This window comes from Leeia sp. (assembly GCF_041909055.1).
Lineage (GTDB): Bacteria > Pseudomonadota > Gammaproteobacteria > Burkholderiales > Leeiaceae > Leeia > Leeia aquatica.
Window position 1 is genome coordinate 329796 of sequence record NZ_JAYREC010000001.1, and the last position, 16790, is coordinate 346585.

At 60.4% G+C, this 16790-nt stretch carries 17 protein-coding genes, 1 tRNA gene and 1 pseudogene; 13 read left to right on the plus strand and 6 right to left on the minus strand.

The window, feature by feature from the left end; genetic code table 11:
* Positions 1–3: 3 nt before the first annotated feature.
* On the minus strand, positions 4–1464 hold the full coding sequence (betB, locus tag ACE3O2_RS02015; protein WP_374334616.1) for a betaine-aldehyde dehydrogenase: 1461 nt from the start codon (positions 1462–1464) through the stop codon (positions 4–6).
* 227 nt (positions 1465–1691) lie between these two features.
* Here betB and ACE3O2_RS02020 point away from each other — a divergent pair.
* Positions 1692–1778: transfer RNA gene (locus ACE3O2_RS02020), tRNA-Leu, on the plus strand.
* Positions 1779–1845: 67 nt separating this feature from the next.
* Positions 1846–2607, plus strand: coding sequence for a metallophosphoesterase (locus ACE3O2_RS02025; protein ID WP_374334617.1), 762 nt, complete (start codon positions 1846–1848; stop codon positions 2605–2607).
* Between the two features lie 77 nt (positions 2608–2684).
* Here the strand turns inward: ACE3O2_RS02025 and ACE3O2_RS02030 are convergent, their stop codons facing one another.
* Both ACE3O2_RS02030 and ACE3O2_RS02035 read right to left on the minus strand, forming a co-directional pair.
* Positions 2685–3332: a hypothetical protein gene (locus ACE3O2_RS02030; RefSeq protein ID WP_374334618.1), complete on the minus strand. Its 648-nt coding sequence runs from the start codon at positions 3330–3332 to the stop codon at positions 2685–2687.
* A gap of 79 nt (positions 3333–3411) precedes the next feature.
* Positions 3412–4242, minus strand: a complete 831-nt coding sequence (locus ACE3O2_RS02035; protein ID WP_374335507.1) for a DMT family transporter — start codon at positions 4240–4242, stop codon at positions 3412–3414.
* Positions 4243–4506: 264 nt separating this feature from the next.
* On the opposite strand from ACE3O2_RS02035, the gene dapD reads away from it, so the two are divergent.
* The 7 genes from dapD to ACE3O2_RS02070 all read left to right on the plus strand — a co-directional run bounded on the left by dapD (position 4507) and on the right by ACE3O2_RS02070 (position 8873).
* Entirely contained in the window at positions 4507–5361 is an 855-nt protein-coding gene (gene dapD / locus ACE3O2_RS02040; RefSeq protein ID WP_374334619.1) for a 2,3,4,5-tetrahydropyridine-2,6-dicarboxylate N-succinyltransferase, read from the plus strand.
* A gap of 15 nt (positions 5362–5376) precedes the next feature.
* Positions 5377–6009: a glutathione S-transferase family protein gene (locus ACE3O2_RS02045; RefSeq protein ID WP_374334620.1), complete on the plus strand. Its 633-nt coding sequence runs from the start codon at positions 5377–5379 to the stop codon at positions 6007–6009.
* 13 nt (positions 6010–6022) lie between these two features.
* Complete coding sequence (locus tag ACE3O2_RS02050; RefSeq protein WP_168876216.1) at positions 6023–6583, plus strand: septation protein A; 561 nt, start codon at positions 6023–6025, stop codon at positions 6581–6583.
* A 4-nt stretch (positions 6584–6587) separates the two neighbouring features.
* Complete coding sequence (locus ACE3O2_RS02055; RefSeq protein WP_374334621.1) at positions 6588–6887, plus strand: YciI family protein; 300 nt, start codon at positions 6588–6590, stop codon at positions 6885–6887.
* On the plus strand, positions 6884–7147 hold the full coding sequence (locus ACE3O2_RS02060; protein WP_374334622.1) for a BolA family protein: 264 nt from the start codon (positions 6884–6886) through the stop codon (positions 7145–7147). Before ACE3O2_RS02055 ends, ACE3O2_RS02060 begins: the two co-directional genes overlap by 4 nt.
* Before the next feature lie 78 nt (positions 7148–7225).
* Positions 7226–8014 (plus strand): peptidylprolyl isomerase, encoded by a 789-nt coding sequence (locus ACE3O2_RS02065; protein ID WP_374334623.1) that lies wholly within the window; start codon positions 7226–7228, stop codon positions 8012–8014.
* A 64-nt stretch (positions 8015–8078) separates the two neighbouring features.
* Complete coding sequence (locus ACE3O2_RS02070) at positions 8079–8873, plus strand: peptidylprolyl isomerase (protein WP_374334624.1); 795 nt, start codon at positions 8079–8081, stop codon at positions 8871–8873.
* 59 nt (positions 8874–8932) lie between these two features.
* On the opposite strand, the gene ACE3O2_RS02075 is transcribed toward ACE3O2_RS02070, so the two are convergent.
* Positions 8933–9421 carry a winged helix-turn-helix transcriptional regulator gene (locus ACE3O2_RS02075; RefSeq protein ID WP_374334625.1) on the minus strand — a complete coding sequence of 163 codons (489 nt, stop codon included), beginning with the start codon at positions 9419–9421 and terminating at the stop codon, positions 8933–8935.
* A 149-nt stretch (positions 9422–9570) separates the two neighbouring features.
* On the opposite strand from ACE3O2_RS02075, the pseudogene ACE3O2_RS02080 reads away from it, so the two are divergent.
* From ACE3O2_RS02080 to ACE3O2_RS02090, 3 genes and pseudogenes are all read left to right on the plus strand, one after another.
* A pseudogene (locus ACE3O2_RS02080) lies at positions 9571–10881 on the plus strand (D-amino acid dehydrogenase); the annotation flags it as partial.
* A 67-nt stretch (positions 10882–10948) separates the two neighbouring features.
* Positions 10949–12031 carry an alanine racemase gene (alr, locus tag ACE3O2_RS02085; RefSeq protein ID WP_374334626.1) on the plus strand — a complete coding sequence of 361 codons (1083 nt, stop codon included), beginning with the start codon at positions 10949–10951 and terminating at the stop codon, positions 12029–12031.
* 126 nt (positions 12032–12157) lie between these two features.
* Complete coding sequence (locus ACE3O2_RS02090) at positions 12158–12919, plus strand: transporter substrate-binding domain-containing protein (protein ID WP_168876222.1); 762 nt, start codon at positions 12158–12160, stop codon at positions 12917–12919.
* A gap of 79 nt (positions 12920–12998) precedes the next feature.
* Here ACE3O2_RS02090 and rpsT read toward each other — a convergent pair whose 3' ends face one another.
* A complete protein-coding gene (gene rpsT / locus ACE3O2_RS02095) occupies positions 12999–13271 on the minus strand; it encodes a 30S ribosomal protein S20 (protein ID WP_168876223.1) in 273 nt (90 codons plus the stop codon).
* A 212-nt stretch (positions 13272–13483) separates the two neighbouring features.
* Between rpsT and murJ the strand changes: the two genes are divergently transcribed.
* Positions 13484–15031 (plus strand): murein biosynthesis integral membrane protein MurJ, encoded by a 1548-nt coding sequence (gene murJ / locus ACE3O2_RS02100; protein WP_374335509.1) that lies wholly within the window; start codon positions 13484–13486, stop codon positions 15029–15031.
* Between the two features lie 57 nt (positions 15032–15088).
* On the opposite strand, the gene ACE3O2_RS02105 is transcribed toward murJ, so the two are convergent.
* A complete protein-coding gene (locus ACE3O2_RS02105; protein WP_374334627.1) occupies positions 15089–16774 on the minus strand; it encodes a hypothetical protein in 1686 nt (561 codons plus the stop codon).
* Positions 16775–16790: the final 16 nt, after the last annotated feature.

Genomic DNA, 16790 nt, shown 5'->3' on the forward strand with positions numbered 1-16790 from the left:
AGCTCACTCGTAGGGGCAGTACACTTCACCCATTTCGACGTACACCGTCTTGAGCTGGGTGTAATAGTCCATCGCCACCAGCCCGTTTTCGTGGCCGATACCGGATTCCTTGAAGCCGCCAAACGGTACTTCAACCGGGGTGATGTTGTAGTTGTTGATCCAGCACACCCCGGCCTGCAGCTGGCCGATCACCCGATGTGCCCGCGCCAGGTCACGGGTGAACACGCCACCAGCCAGCGCCATGCGGGTATCGTTGGCCCGGGCAATCACCTCGGCTTCGTCACGGAAACTGAGCACCGACATCACCGGCCCGAAGATTTCCTCGCGCACAATGCTCATGTCGTCGCGGCAATCGGCAAACACGGCGGGCTCCACAAAGGTGCCACCGGGGCAACCGGCCACCTCGACCCGACGCCCCCCGATCAGCAGCGAGGCGCCCTCCTGCTGGCCACGTTCAACCCAGTTCAGCACCGAATCGGCATGCTGGCGCGAAATCAGCGCGCCCACTTGCGTATCCGGGTGCATCGGGTCACCAATCTTCAGCTTGCGGGTGCGCTCCACCAGCTGGGCGAGGAAAGCCTCGCGAATGTCCTCATGTACAAACACCCGGGTACCGTTGGTGCAAATCTCGCCCTGGGTATAGAAATTGGCCAGCATGGCAGCGGACACCGCTTGTCGCAGGTCTGCATCCGGGAAAATGATCAGCGGCGACTTGCCGCCCAGCTCCATGGTGACCCGCTTCAGCGTGCGCGCCGCATCCGCCATGATGGCCTTGCCGGTTTCCACCGAACCGGTGAGCGATACCTTGGCGATGTCCGGGCTGGCAATCAGTTTGCGTGCCACGTCCGACGTACCCTGCATCACGTTGAACACCCCGTCCGGCACCCCCGCCTCGGAGTAGATTTCCGCCAGCTTGGCGGCGGACATCGGCGTCAGGCTCGCCGGTTTGTAGATCATGGCATTGCCTGCCGCCAGCGCCGGGGCTGATTTCCAGCAGGCAATCTGGATCGGGTAATTCCACGCGCCAATGCCCAGGCACACCCCCAGCGGCTCGCGACGGGTATAGGCAAACGCGTTTTTCAGCTGATGGTGATGGCCATGCAGGCTAGCGGCCAGGCCAGCAAAGTATTCCACGCAATCGGCACCCGAGAGCACATCCACCGCAATCGCTTCCTGAATCGGCTTGCCATTGTCGCGCACTTCCAGCTCGGCCAGCTCCTGATTGCGCTCGCGCAGCAGGCGTGCCGCCTTGTTGAGGATGCGGCCACGCTCGGTACCCGTCATGGCCGACCATTCGGCAAAACCTTGCTTGGCGGTTTGCAACGCCAGAGCCACCTCGGCATCGCCCGCCTTCTCGACGCGGCACAGCAGCTCGCCCGTTGCCGGATTCAGGTTATCAGACAGTACCGGGTTGGCACTCTCCACATAACGCCCCCCGATGTAACTCCGCAAAATCGCATCCACAAGCACTTCCTTTCCAGTTTACGAGCAGCTTCACGCCAGCCCCCGCAGCGTGCCTCATTTGAAAGCAGCCACTGCAAAACCGGCTGCACGTTTGCGACACAAAGCATGCTGCGGACGACATGCTCAAACCCTCATTATAAGAGGCTCACCGCCAGATGACGCCCCCGCCCGCCTCTGCTACAATCCGCCCTCTGCCTCGCAGGCCTGTACAGCCGCCTGCCCTCGCCGCCCGGATGGTGAAACTGGTAGACACAAGGGACTTAAAATCCCTCGACCGAAAGGTTGTGCCGGTTCGATTCCGGCTCCGGGCACCAGTCTCTCCCCACCACGCGATTACCATGCCTATAATGGCCAGTCTGACCTACACCGCAGACAGTCCGCATGCGCATCCAGTTTTTCTCCGACCTGCATACCGAGTTTGGCCCGGTACACTTGCGCCCTCATCAAGCGGATGTGGTGGTGCTGGCAGGGGATATTGGGGCGGGGGGCAAGGTGCTGCGCTGGATTGAGCAGCAATTCCCGGATATCCCGGTCGTCTACGTGCTGGGCAACCATGAATTCTACGGCAGCAGCGTGGAGGCCACCTGGGAGCAGATGCGGGCGTGCTGCCCTGCCCATGTCCACTTACTGGAAAATCAGTCCGTCGTGCTGGACGGCGTGCGCTTTCTGGGCTGCACCCTGTGGACCGACTTCGCTCTGTTTGGCCCCTACACCCAGCTGGGTGCCATGCAGGAAGCCGAGCAGCAGATGAATGACTACGGGCAGATCTCCATCCGCACTGCAGACGGCAAGCGCAAGCTGCAGCCCGCCGATGTATTGACCACTCATGTTCGTAGCCGCCGCTGGTTACAAGCGGAACTGGCACAGCCGTTTTCCGGCCCCACCGTCGTTGTCACCCACCATGCCCCGCACCGCGACAGCGTGCCAGAAGCTCACCACCGCGATCTCCTCAGCGCAGCCTATGCCAGCGACCTGACCGCACTGACTGGCCAAGCCCAGCTGTGGATACACGGCCACACCCATAACAGCCGAGACTACACCCACAACGGCACCCGCATTGTCTGCAACCCGCGTGGCTACCCGAACTGGCGAGGAGAGCAGGATAATGAGGTGTTCAGGGAGGATTGGGTAGTCGCGGTGTAACAGCAGTCCCTTGCCTGCACGCTTTTAGCCAAGAGTCCGCTTGCCCTTTGTGCAATGCCTCCAAGCGCAGGGCAACTCTAGCGCGATTCTTGAGCAGACTTCGTCAGTACGTGCAGGGCGACAGCCAACTCACTCGGGTCGGGGTTCGTTCCTGGCTCAAGGCGCGTGAGTGCTTCACATAACTGGACCAACGCAGTGCTAGTGCACTCATGGTCAGACAGGTACAGACCGCAGCATAAAATCATCTCAGCATTTTTTGCATCTCTCCACGCTTGGCCCACCCTGCTGAACTCCATGGGCTCAAAGCCCTGCAAAAGCTTTAACGCCACCGGGAAATTTTTCTTGTCGAAATGGTAATGCGCCAAATAAAGCTGAGCGAATTTTTGGTGTGGATTGATGCGTAACGCTTCGGTCAAATGCGACTGCACTTTCTCGTCACGCAAAGCACACTCAGCAGGATGCTGATACCAGGCGTAGCCTATTACATACTGCACCTCTGCAGACGCCAGATCCCCTTTTGAGGTCAGGTGCATTATCGCAGCATCCAGCAGCCGGGCCCGTTCCTGCAGGTCTGTTGTACATTCCGCTGCTTCAATTGCGGCATACGGATCAAATGCTTCAGCCATCATTGAGTCCATGATCACATGCATCCACGAAAGTGCACTTTGACCTCCGGGCCCATCAACATGACGATGCCCCCGTGTTGACATGGTGATGCCATCCATGCTTTGTAACAGACAACGCCGCCACACCTGCCTGACTATCACCTCGCCCACTTGCCTACCTTCAGTCCGGCAAGCCACTTCACACTACAGGCGCAGCCGCTTTCTGCTCAGACATGTGACCGGAAAACAGGGTGGCCAGCGCAATCATGGCCGCTCCGGCCCATTCGCTGGGCAGCAAGGTTTCATCGGTGAGCAGGCTGGCGCTGAAGGTCGCCACCACCAGCTCAAACAGCATGATCACCACCGCCTGGGTGGCGCCAAAGTGTTGCAGGCCCATCTGCATGCCCAGGCTCGCCAGCACCAGCATCAGCCCCATGCCCACCAGAACCATCCAGGCCGAAGCGGAAGCCTGCCTCAGCGGTGTCAGGTCAGTCTGTAGCAGCAACAGCGCGACCACGGACACGGCCAGGCAACCCAGCCAGATCGAGAAGGCCCGAACCGCCAGATCCACCTCGCGTGCTTGCCGGGCCAGCACATTGTTGAGCGCAAAGCAGATGCCACCGGATAGCGCAATCCACTCGTAGCGGTCACGTGGCCACGGTATGCCCAGCTCGGGCCGCCACAGGATGGTTACCGCCCCCGCCATGGACAGCAGGAAGACCAGCCAGCCGCTGCGGCTGAACCGTGCACCTAGCAGCCAGCGATCCATCAGCAAGGTCCACAGCGGTGCCAGATAAAACAGCAGGGTGATGCGTACCACCTCGCCCTTGATCACCGCAAACACGTAGCCGATATTGGCCCAGCCCGCACTGAGCCCCAGTATCCACACCGCCCAGCTCGTACTCCAGGGACGGCGCATCACGCCAAACACCAGCAGGCCGCCCAGGCAGCAGGCCACCACATAGTTGGCCATTTGCGCCAGATCGGCGCCAATCTGCAAGCCTGCCAGCCAGCGGTAGGGATACCACATCAAGCCCCAGGTCATTGAGGCCAACAACAGGCCCGGTGTGGCCAACCAACGGCCTGTAGCTGCATGAACCAATCTTCTACTCCCAGGTCTTGGATACAGTTGTAACAAAAATCGCCCAGCCCAGCGCCGGCCCCGTATAATTTCCGCTTGATCTGCCGCGCCGACGGGGTTTGACCGGATTGCTTTCTTTGGGCAATGCGCTATCGTGGCAGATTATGCCATTCATGGCCCCATTTTCTTGATTGCCACGCCACAGGAGTTGTCATGTCTGTTGAAGTCCGCATCACGCCTGCCCACGAACATCCGCTGCAAGCGCTGATCGAATCTGCCTTTGAAGACCGCGCCAACCTGACCCCGTCCACCACGCCTGCTGACCTGAAAGCCGCGATTGGCCAGGTGGTGGGTGAGCTGGACCGTGGTACCTTGCGGGTGGCCGAGAAAATCAATGGCGACTGGCATACGCACCAATGGCTGAAGAAAGCGGTGCTGCTCTCTTTCCGCATTCGTGACAATGAAGTGCTGGCTGACGGCTACAACCGCTATTTCGACAAGGTTGATACCAAGTTTGCCGACTTCTCGACCCATGATTTCCAGCAAGGCGGCTACCGCGTGGTGCCACCTGCCGTCGCGCGAAAAGGTGCTTTCATTGCCCGCAATGTGGTGCTGATGCCGTCTTACGTCAACATCGGTGCTTATGTGGATGAAGGCACCATGGTGGACACCTGGGCTACGGTAGGCAGCTGCGCCCAGATCGGCAAGAATGTACATCTGTCCGGCGGGGTGGGTATCGGTGGCGTGCTGGAGCCGCTGCAGGCCAACCCGACCATCATCGAGGACAACTGCTTTATTGGCGCCCGCTCCGAAGTGGTGGAAGGGGTGATCGTGGAAGAAGGTTCGGTGATCTCGATGGGCGTTTACATCGGCCAGTCCACCCGTATCTATGACCGCGAAACCGGTGAAGTGAGTTACGGCCGTATCCCGGCTGGCTCGGTGGTAGTGAGCGGTAATCTGCCCTCAAGCGATGGCAAGTACAGCCTGTATTGTGCCGTGATCGTCAAGAAAGTGGATGCCAAGACCCGCAGCAAGGTCGGCATCAACGAACTGCTGCGCGGTATCTAAAGCCCGGAGAAGCTCGTGCTGACCCTGTACATTGGCAACAAAAACTATTCGTCGTGGTCGCTGCGCCCCTGGCTGGTGCTTCGCCACTTTGACATTCCTTTCGAGGAAGTGCTGTGGCCGCTGTACACGCCGGAAGGCACCGCGCTCCTCAAGGCAAACTCCCCCAACGGCAAAGTGCCGCTGTTGCAGGATGATGCCCTGAAAGTGTGGGACTCGCTGGCCATTATCGAGTACCTGGCGGACCGTCACCCCGGTCACGCCATCTGGCCGCGCGACCGTGCCATCCGGGCGCATGCCCGTGCCATCAGTGCCGAGATGCATTCCGGCTTTGCCGGGGTACGTGGCAGCATGCCGATGGATGTACGCAGCCGTCTCCCGCAGCCGGTATTCAGCGAGGCGGTACAGCTTGAAATCCAGCGCATCATCGCCATCTGGGAAGACTGCCGCGCCCGCTACGCGGCATCCGGCCCTTGGCTATTTGGCGAATTCAGCGCGGCGGACGCCATGTTTGCTCCGGTGGTGTGGCGATTCCGCAGCTACGGCATTGCGCTGCCGGAAGCCTCGGCCGCCTGGTCCAGCGCCATGCAGCAGCATCTGGCCATGCGGCACTGGGAGCTGGAAGCCATCGCCGAACCGTGGACCTTGTAATTGAGAGTCGTACATGAAGCTGTTGTTTGATCTGTTCCCCGTCATCCTGTTCTTTGTCAGCTACAAGCTGAGCAGCGGGAACATCTTTCTGGCAACCGGTGTCACCATTGCGGCATCGGTTGCGCAGATCATCTGGCTGAAAGCCCGCCACAAGCCGGTAGAACCCATGCTGTGGTTCAGCACGGCACTGGTCACCATCATGGGCAGTGCCACCCTCTATTTCCACAATCAAGCCTTCATCATGTGGAAGCCAACCTTGCTGTACTGGGGGTTTGCGCTGGCCTTGCTACTCAGTCAGGCCATCTGGCGCAAGAACCTGATCCGCAAGGTGCTTGAACAACAAATGACACTGCCGGAGCCGGTCTGGCTGAAGCTGAACCGGGCCTGGGCCGCCTTCTTTGTGTTCATGGGCGCGCTCAACCTGCTGGTGGCCTACCGGTTCAGCGAATCGATTTGGGTCAATTTCAAGCTGTTCGGTGGCATGGGGCTGATGTTGCTGTTTGTCATCGTGCAAGGCATGGTCCTGTCCCGCTACTTGCCGGATCAAACGGATACCCCTCCTTCTGCGGAGTAACACCATGTTGTATTGCCTGTTTGGCGAAGACCGCCCCGATGCCCTCGCCACCCGCCTGCAAGTTCGACCTGCCCACCTGGCGCGACTGGAGGCGCTGCGGGATGCGGGGCGTTTGGTTCTCGCCGGCCCCTGCCCGGCGATCGACAGCCCCGACCCCGGCCCTGCCGGATTCAGTGGCAGCCTGATCGTGGCCGAATTCCCCAGTCTGACAGAAGCCGAAGCCTGGCTTGCAGCCGACCCCTATGTCACCGAGGGGGTATTTGCCCGTACTGAAGTACGTCCGTTCAAGAAAGTTCTGCCTTGAGCGATATCGAGGCCCTGTTTGCCGAGCGACTGGCGCCGCTGCAGCCCAGCCATGTCGAGCTGGTGGATGAAAGTGGTGAGCACATCGGCCATGCCGGCAATACCGGTGGCGGGCACTATTGGCTCACCGTGGTGTCAGAGTCGTTTCGCGGGCAGAGCCGGCTGGCTCGACATCGGTTGGTACTCGCCCAGTTCAGTGATCTGATCCCGGGTACCATTCATGCCCTCAGCATTGCAGCCTATGCCCCGGATGAGTTATAAGGGCGGTTTGTCCTGACGGTTACACCCCCGTATCGGGTGCGGAAAACATTCTGGATTTGTTAGATGGAGAGCAAGCTCATGCGTAAAACTGTTCTGGCACTGGCCCTGGCCGCTGGTGTCGCCACCTTGGCGCACGCCGCCGGTTTCAAGGTCAATGGCGTCATGGTGCCGGAAGCCCGGATGGAAGCCATGGTCAAGGAAATGGTCAAGCGTGGCCAGCCTGACACCCCGGAATTGCGCGCACAAGTGAAGGACAACCTGATCCTGGTAGAAGCCATGGCCCAGCGCGGCGCAGCCGCTGGCCTGGACAAGGATGCCAACTACCAGACCCAGGTGGAACTGACCCGCCTGAACCTGCTGGCCAATGCCTATGTCACCGACTACATGGCCAAGAACCCGGTGTCGGATGCCGTGCTCAAGGCCGAGTACGACAAGATCAAGCCGGATCTGGACAAGGAGGCAGCCGCTGCAGGCGCGCAATACAAGGCTCGCCACATTCTGGTGAAGGATGAGAAAACCGCCAAGAGCCTGCTGGCTGAACTGAAAAAGGGCGGCAACTTTGCCGAGCTGGCCAAGAAGAATTCCATTGATACCGGTAGCGCTCAAAACGGCGGTCTGCTGGACTATGCGGCACCGGGCAACTACGTCAAGCCGTTTGCCGACGCGCTGGTCAAACTGAAAAAAGGCCAGTACAGCCAGGAGCCGGTCAAGACCCAGTACGGCTTCCACCTGATCCTGGTGGAAGACATCCAGGCCGCCAAGGCACCGACGCTGGAAGAAGTCAAACCGCAACTGCAACAGCAGCTGCAACAGCAGCAACTGCAGAACCTGCTGGATGAAGTCAAGAAATCGGCCAAGGTCGAGTAATACAACAGGCGGGGCGCGCCCCGGCGATGGGGCTGCGCCTTGCTTGCAAGGGAGAACAACACGAATGCGCAAGCTCGCACTGGCCTTGGCCCTGTCACTGGGCGGCTTTACCGCTCTGCAGGCAGAAACCCTGAAGGTTAACGGTTATACCGTGTCCGAGTCGCTGTTCAATGCCACGTTGCAGCAAATGATCGAAAGCGGTCAGGAAGACAGCCCGGCTTTGCGCAAGCAAGTCCGCGAACGCCTGATCCTGTCGGTGGTACTGGCCCAGCGTGCGCAAGCCGCCCAGCTGGACAAGCAGGCTGACCTCCAGCAGCAACTGGTACTGGTCGAGCGCATGCAGCTGTCCGATGCCTATCTGCGCAACTATATCGCCACGCTGACCATTGACCAGAAGTCACTGCAAGCGGAGTACAACGCGCAGAAGCCTGCGCTCGCCAAAATGATGTCCAGCATGCCGGCCCAATGGAAGCTGCGCCACATCATGGTGGATAACGCCAAGGATGCGGGCGATCTGCTGCAAAGGCTGCGCAAGGGTGCCAACTTTGCCGAGCTGGCCAAGCTGTATTCCAGGGCACCGGAGGCCAAGAGCGGCGGGCTACTGGTGAATCAGCCGGAAGCGTTTGCCGAGTTGTTTGGCAAGGACGGCATGGCTGCACTGAGCAAGCTGCCCAAGGGCAAGGTGTACGACAAGCCCCTGAAAACCCAGTATGGCTACCATGTGGTGCTGATGGAAGACATCAGCGCTGCCCGTACCCCAACCCTGCAGGATTTCCGCCCACAGCTGGAAGCCCGGCTGAAGCAGAAGCGCATTGAGCAACTGCTGGACGACATCCACAAGCACACCAAGGTCGAGTAAGCACGGTAGCAAGACCCCCCACATGCCCGGCCTTGGCCGGGCATGTGCATTGCAGCGGCTTAGTCGACAATCGGTAGTGCCAGACTCTCCTTGACCTCCTCCATCACCACATAGCTCTTTGACTCGGTTGCCCCCGGCAGCTTGAGCAGAATGTCACCCAGCAGCTTGCGGTATTGCGTCATCTCGCCGATGCGCGCCTTGATCAGGTAATCAAAGTCGCCCGATACGAGGTGGCATTCCATCACCTGTGGCAATTTCAGCACTTCGCGGCGAAACTCCTCAAACAGATCACCCGATTTGGCGGCCAGCCGTATCTCCACAAACACCAGCAAGCTCCCCCCCAGCGCCTTGGGGTTCAGCCGTGCATAGTAGCCGGTAATCACCCCTTCCCGCTCCATGCGGCGTACCCGCTCGGCACACGGCGTGGTGGAGAGCCCCACCTGCTCGGCCAATTCCGTCATGGCAATGCGCCCGTTCTGTTGCAGGATGCGCAAGATCTTGCGGTCCAGCTTGTCCAGCTCGCGTATGGTTTGCTGCCTTGTTCGCATGGCACACTGCCTTATCTGTATTTGCCTTATATTTTAACTACAAAATAGAAAAACTACAGTGAATAAAACTGCAATCAATTCACTATACTGCGCAAAATTCGTGACCTCCATCAAGGAGGCATGGGCGGCCCTGGTGCCGCACGCTCAGTGATCAGGAGACAGCAATGCGGGTTGTGGTTTTGGGCAGTGGCATCATCGGCGTCAGTACCGCCTACTATCTGGCGCGCAATGGCATGGAAGTGACCGTGGTGGACCGCCAGAGCGGCCCGGCACTGGAAACCAGCTTTGCCAACGCCGGCCAGATTTCGCCGGGCTATGCCGCACCGTGGGCCGCGCCTGGCGTGCCGCTCAAGGCGCTGAAGTGGCTGTTCCAGAAGCACGCCCCGCTGTCGATCCGCCCGGATGGCAGCCTGTGGCAATGGCAATGGCTGGCGCGCATGCTGGCCAACTGCACGGCTGCACGCTATGACATCAACAAGGAACGCATGATGCGGCTGGCCGAGTACAGCCGCGACGTGATTCGCCAGCTGCGGCAAGATACCGGCATCGCTTATGAAGGTCGCAGCCAGGGCACGCTGCAGGTGTTCCGTAGCCAGGCTCAGCTGGATGCTGTCGGCAAGGATATTGCTGTGCTGGAACGTTGTGGCGTACCTTATGAATTGCTGGACCGTGATGGCTGCGTGCGCGCCGAACCGGCACTGGACCGCAACCAGATTGTGGGCGGCCTGCGCCTGCCGAACGATGAAACCGGCGACTGCGCGCTGTTCACGCTGGAGCTGGCCAAGGCCGCCGAAGCGCTGGGGGTCACCTTCCGCTATAACCAGCCGATCGACCGCCTGCTGGTGGATGGTGAGCGCATTACCGGCGTGCAACTGGGGCAGGAACGCCTGCAAGCTGATCACTATGTGGTGGCGCTGGGCAGCTATTCGACCCCTTTCCTGCAACAGGTTGACCTGCCGATTCCGGTCTACCCGGTCAAGGGTTACTCGCTGACCATCCCGATCACCGATGCCAGCCGCGCCCCAACCTCCACCGTGCTGGATGAAACCTTCAAGGTAGCGGTCACCCGCTTTGACAACCGCATCCGCGTGGGCGGCATGGCGGAACTGGCCGGTTTCGACCTGAGCCTGAACCCGCGCCGCCGTGCCACGCTGGAAATGGTGGTGGACAGCCTCTACCCCGGTAGCGGTGACCTGCCCGCAGCCACCTTCTGGACCGGCCTGCGTCCGATGACCCCGGACGGCACCCCGATCATTGGCGGCACCCGCTACCGCAACCTGTCGCTGAACACCGGCCACGGTACGCTGGGCTGGACCATGGGCTGTGGCTCGGGCAAGTTGCTGGCCGATGTATTGGCCCAGCGCCAGCCGGACATCCGCACCGACGGCCTGTCAATCGCCCGCTATGGCGCGCCGGTACAATCTGCACACTGGCAAGCGGAACCCGCCGTCGCCCGCTGAGTCCAAGCCACCCGATGTTTTCCTTATCCGGCACACCCTTTGGGTGTGCCCAGCCGGACCTTTGCCGATGAGCCGCCCTGCTATTGCCGACATCCATCTGGACCACCTGCGCCACAACTATCAACTGGCGCGCCGCGTACACGGTCACCGCGTATTGGCCGCGCTCAAGGCCAATGCCTATGGCCATGGTGCGGTGCCCTGCGCACAGGCCCTGAGCGAACTGGCCGATGGCTTTGGCGTCGCCGCCATTGAAGAAGCGCTGGAACTGCGTGCCGCTGGCATCACCGCCCCCATCCTGTTGCTGGAAGGCTTCTTTGATGCCAGCGAGCTACCACTGATTGCACAGCATAACCTGTGGCTGACCGTGCACCACCGCTGGCAAGTGGACGCCCTGCTGGCGGCAGAACTCAGCCAACCGTTACACGTTTGGTTGAAGCTGGACAGCGGCATGCACCGCGTCGGGCTGGACCCGCAAGAATACCGTGCCGCCCATGCGGCGCTGCTGGCTTCCGGCAAGGTATCCGACATGGTGCTGATGAGTCACTTTGCCCGCGCCGATGAGCTGGATGCCGAAGCCACCCGCCAGCAACTGGCGCTATTCCTGCAGTGTACCGAGGGCCTGAGCGGCGCGCGCAGCCTGGCCAATTCACCCGGCCTGATGGGCTGGCCCGCCGCACACAGCGACTGGGGACGCGCGGGCATCATGTTGTATGGCAGCACCCCCTTCCCGCAACCCCACCCGATCGCCAACGACCTCAAGCCCGTGATGCGGCTCAGCAGCAAGGTGATTGGCGTGCGCGAACTGGCTGCCAATGAGCCCATTGGCTATGGTGGGGCTACCCTGACCAGCCGCCCCTCTCGTATCGGCGTGGTGGCGCTTGGTTATGCGGATGGCTACCCGCGCATTGCCCGCAACGGTACCCCTGTCGCCATTGATGGCCAGCACTCGCAATTACTGGGCCGCGTCTCCATGGACATGCTCACCGTGGACCTGACCGATCTGCCTGCTTGCGGGCCGGGGAGTGAGGTGGAGCTGTGGGGGCCGACAGTTCGCGTTGAACAGGTCGCAGCCTCTGCCCAGACCATTTCCTATGAAATCCTCTGCAATGTGAAACGGGCACACTTCCGTTATCACGGCGGGAAGGCCTGAGCTGCCTGCTTCTCCGCGTCATACCACGATGATGTTTCGCATGTGTGACGGGCATGAACTACAATACCGGCTACAGGCATTGACCTGTCGGCCACGTAGCCGCCCAAAGACACATAGGACTGACACATGCAAAAACTCACCCCCCTGCTGCTCACCTGTCTGCTGCTACCCCTGACAGGCCAGGCCCGTGACCTGAAGGTCGGCCTGCAAGGTGATTACCCCCCGTTTGACTATGAAGTGAAAGGTCAACTGACGGGCTTTAATGTGGATATTGCCAATGCCGTTTGCCGCGAGCTGAAAGCCCGCTGCGTGTTTGTCAAAACGACATGGGCCGATCTGATTCCCGGTATTGAATCCGGCAAGCTGGATGCAGTCATCGCCTCGATGTCGATCACCGAGGAGCGCAAAAAGCGGGTCGCCTTCTCCGACAAGTACAGCCAGATCCCCGGCAGCTTTGTCAGCCGCAAGAAGCGCATCCTCAGCACCTATATCACCCCGCAAGATCTGGCGGGCATGAAGATTGGCGTGCAAGCCAAGACCACCTTTGCCAACCTGATTCAGGCCCGCTTTGCCGCCAGCAACAAGGTGACGGAGTTTGAAGGCACCAAGGAAATGTATGAGGCCATGCGGGCAGGCGAAGTCGACGTGGTGCTGGACGATATGGTGGCCGCCTATGAGGGTTTCCTGAAGAAACCGGAAGGTGCGAGCTATGAGCTGGTGGGCTCGCCGATTCGCGACCGCAAGTATCTGGGCGTCGGGGAAGGGGTGGCGGTCAACCTGAAAAACACCGCGCTACTGGCGGAAGTCAATGCCGCGCTGAAGAACATTCAGAGCAGTGGCGAATACCAGCAGATCATGAAAAAGTACTTCCAGTTCAATATCTATTGATCACAGACCGCCCTTCCGGGCGGGCTGCACAATAAAAAAGCCACCGCATGCGGTGGCTTTTTTCGGAGCAGTAACCTGCTCAGGCAGCAACTGCCATTGCCTTGATGGCAGCGGACAGGCGGCTCTTGTAACGGGATGCCGTGTTCTTGTGGACAATGTTCTTGTCCGCAATACGGTCGATCACGCTCATCGAAGCCTGGAACACACCTTGAGCAGCAGCCTTGTCACCTGCGTCGATGGCCTTGCGCACCTTCTTCACGGCCGTGCGCAGCATGGAACGCTGGCTTGCATTGTGCTGGCGAGCTTGTTCGGCCTGACGCGCACGCTTACGGGCCTGGGCGCTATTTGCCATGGAAACTCCTTAAAATTCGCTTGTAGTAAGTGGTACGGAACAATTGGGGGACTATACGGTTTTCTCGCCCAAAAAGCAAGTTTCGCGTATGATTTGCTGCCAACGAACCTCCACCGGGCGCAGCGAGAATACAACACCTGCTCCAAGGTGTGTTCCCGCCCCTGAATGCCAACGCCCCAGCCTCGGTCTGCTGACTCATGTCCAATAAATCCTTGAACCTGTTGCGTACCGTTTTTACCGTCAGTGGCATGACCCTGATCTCCCGCATCCTGGGCTTGGTCCGTGATGCGGCCATTGCCCGTATTTTTGGCGTCAGCGCCGCAACCGATGCGTTCTGGACCGCATTCAAGATTCCCAACCTGCTGCGCCGCACCTTTGCCGAAGGTGCCTTCTCGCAAGCTTTTGTCCCGGTACTGGCCGAATACCGCCGCAACCGCAGTGAAGCGGAAACCCGTACCCTGCTCGATCATGTCACCGGCGTGCTGGGGCTGACCTTGCTGATCGTCACCGTGCTGGGCGTACTGGCCGCCCCCTGGGTGGTGTGGCTGACGGCCTCCGGCTTTACCGCTACGCCAGACCGCTTTGAGCTGACCGTCACCCTGCTGCGCTGGCTGTTTCCCTATATTCTGCTGATCTCGCTGACCTCACTGGCCAGCAGCATCCTCAACGCCTACAACCAGTTTTCCATTCCGGCCTTCACCCCTACCCTGCTGAATGTAGCGATGATTGTGGCCACCGTGTTTGTCGCTCCCTACATCAGCAAACCCATTCTAGCGCTGGCGATAGGCGTACTGCTTGGCGGTATACTGCAGCTGGGTTTTCAGCTGCCCTGGCTGATGAAGCTAGGCATGTTGCCGCGTCCGATCCCCTCCTGGAAAGACCCCGCAGTCCGCCGTATCCTCAAACTGATGGGCCCCGCCATCTTCGGCGTGTCCATTGCCCAGATCAGCCTGCTGATCAATACCCTGTTTGCGTCCTACCTGCCCAGTGGCAGCGTCACCTGGATGTTTAACGCCGAGCGGCTGATGGAGTTGCCCAATGGCCTGCTGGGCGTCGCCCTGGGGACCGTCTTGCTGCCTTCGCTGTCGCGCCATGCCGCAGGCAAGGATGAAACCGCATACAGCGCCCTGCTGGACTGGGGCTTGCGCCTGTCGCTGCTGCTGGCGCTCCCCGCCGCAGTGGGTCTCACCTTGCTGGCAGCCCCGCTGCTGGGCACCTTGTACTTGGGCGGACGCTACACCTGGCACGATGTGATGATGACCGAACCGGCGCTGATGGCTTACGCCTTTGGCATCATTGGCTTCATCATGGTCAAGGTACTCGCTCCCGGTTTCTATGCCCGGCAAAATATCAAGACGCCGGTCAAGATTGGCATTGCCGTGCTGGTCACCACCCAGCTACTCAATCTGGGCCTAATGTTGCCCTTCGCCCGCTGGGGCTATGGCCATGTCGGGCTGGCGATTGCACTGAGCCTGGGCTCCTGCATGAATGCAGGCCTCTTGCTGTACTACCTGCTGCGCGGCGGCAGCTATCAGCCCGCAGCGGGCTGGCTGCGTTTTCTGCTGAAACTGGTATGTGCCTGCGTGGTCATGGCAGGCGTGCTATGGGTGCTGCGCGGGTCTCATGATATCTGGCGCCATGGTCACACCCTGACCAAGGCCGGGCATTTGCTGCTGCTGGTGTGTGCGGGTGGCCTCAGCTACTTTGCCACCCTGTTCGCGCTCGGTTTCCGCCTGCGCGATTTCCGCCGCCGCGAGTAAGCCCCAATAACGAGGGCGGCACGCAGCCGCCCTTGTCGATCCCGATCTTGGCTGCGTTCAGCCACCTATGGCAGAGCGCACCTCTGCCCACACCCAATCCAGCCCCTTTTCGATCACCCGAAGCAGGGTCACCGGGTAAGTTTTGCCTTCCAGATGCAGGTCCAGCTGCTTGCCCACGGCAAAATCCTCGGCTTGCAGAATCAGGCTGCGGGTGGGTTGCCCGTCAATGCCGATATCGACATAAATCACCGGTTTGGGGGCACGCACATCAACGGCGATCACCCCTTCGCGCCCGGCATGCGGGACATGATGGGCATGATCTTCCCGATAAGTCGCCACCAGCGGATCCAGCCCCAGCACCTGAATACCGACGTAGAACTGCTTGTTCTCACGCAGCTGCACCCGCCGCAACAGGGCAACGTGCCAGTTATCGTCATCATCAATCCGCACCGCCAACAGACCGCCCGGTCGCAGGTCATCACCTTCACGGGTGAACGGCAGCACGGCACCAAAGCCGCCCGCACTTTCGTTTTGCACCAGCCACGATTCAAACGGAATGTCTTCCTTGGCGGCTTCAACGCTCAGCCGGGTTGCCGCCGCCTGCTTCTCGCGGGTGCGCTGCGACACAAAGCCATACAAACGCATGTCCAGCATCTCGTCGTAGTCCACATCGACGGTCTGCGGCCCACCTTGCTGGGCAATATTGTCCGACTTGATCAGCGCAGCCACCCGCTTGAAGCCCAGCGCCACATCCAGCAGCTTGTTGACCTGCTTGCGCTCGGTATCACGCTTCTTGGCGGCAACGGTATTGGCCCAGTAGCCATAGAGCTGGTTCAGCAACTCCTGGGCACCCGGCAAACGGATGCTGTCCGGCATGTCGGCACGCGCGGTTTCGCCGTTGCGCAAGGCCTGCCGCACGGCATCGACCTGCTGCAGCAGCTCGCGACTGTCGATATAGCGAACGCTGCTGCTCTCCTGCGCCTCCGCAATCCGCTCCGCACCCTCCGACTTGCCCAGATCCACCGCATAGTGATGCCGCTCGGCGACAAAGCGCCGGTCCAGACCAATGCCCTTGCTCCACACATGCAGCCACTGGTCGACCATGTCCAGCTGGCGCACACCAAAACCACTGGCACTGACGGTGCCCAGCAGCAGCAGTTGCAGGTATTCATCGGTGCAGGAGCTGACATCGGGGGCCACATTCGGATACAGCGTCACCGGCAGGGCTTCAATATCGGCCATCTCAGCCAAGCGCTGCATCTGGTGAGCGGTCAGCCAATGCGGTGCCGGTAAGGGTTCAAAGCGGAAATAGCGCCATTTGGCGAGTACCGCCACATAGCGCAACACTAGCACCAGCAGCAAGGCACGCGAAGTCGGTGTCTGCTCCTCATAGCGCTCAGCCTGGATCAGCCGCAACAGTACCCGGATTTGTGTTTCAGCAAAGCGATGAATGGCATTCCACGCTGCCTCTTCCATCGGCTTTGGCATGCGCGGGTTCTGCACATAGTGCTCACGCACAAAGCGGAAGGCGGGTGAGAGCTGCTCATCCAGCCACAGGATGGCGGCCTCATGACCCGCATCCACCTCCGGCAAGGGCTGGTCCGGGGCGACCAAGGCCACATAGCGCGCCAGCCGTGCCGGGGCATCCACCTCCACCAGCCCTTTGAACCAGGAGGCGGCACCTGCAGCCGAGGTCAGCGGCCCGCCGCCTCCGCCCAACAAGGATTTCAGTTTTCCCAGCATGTCATCCGGTTCCTGG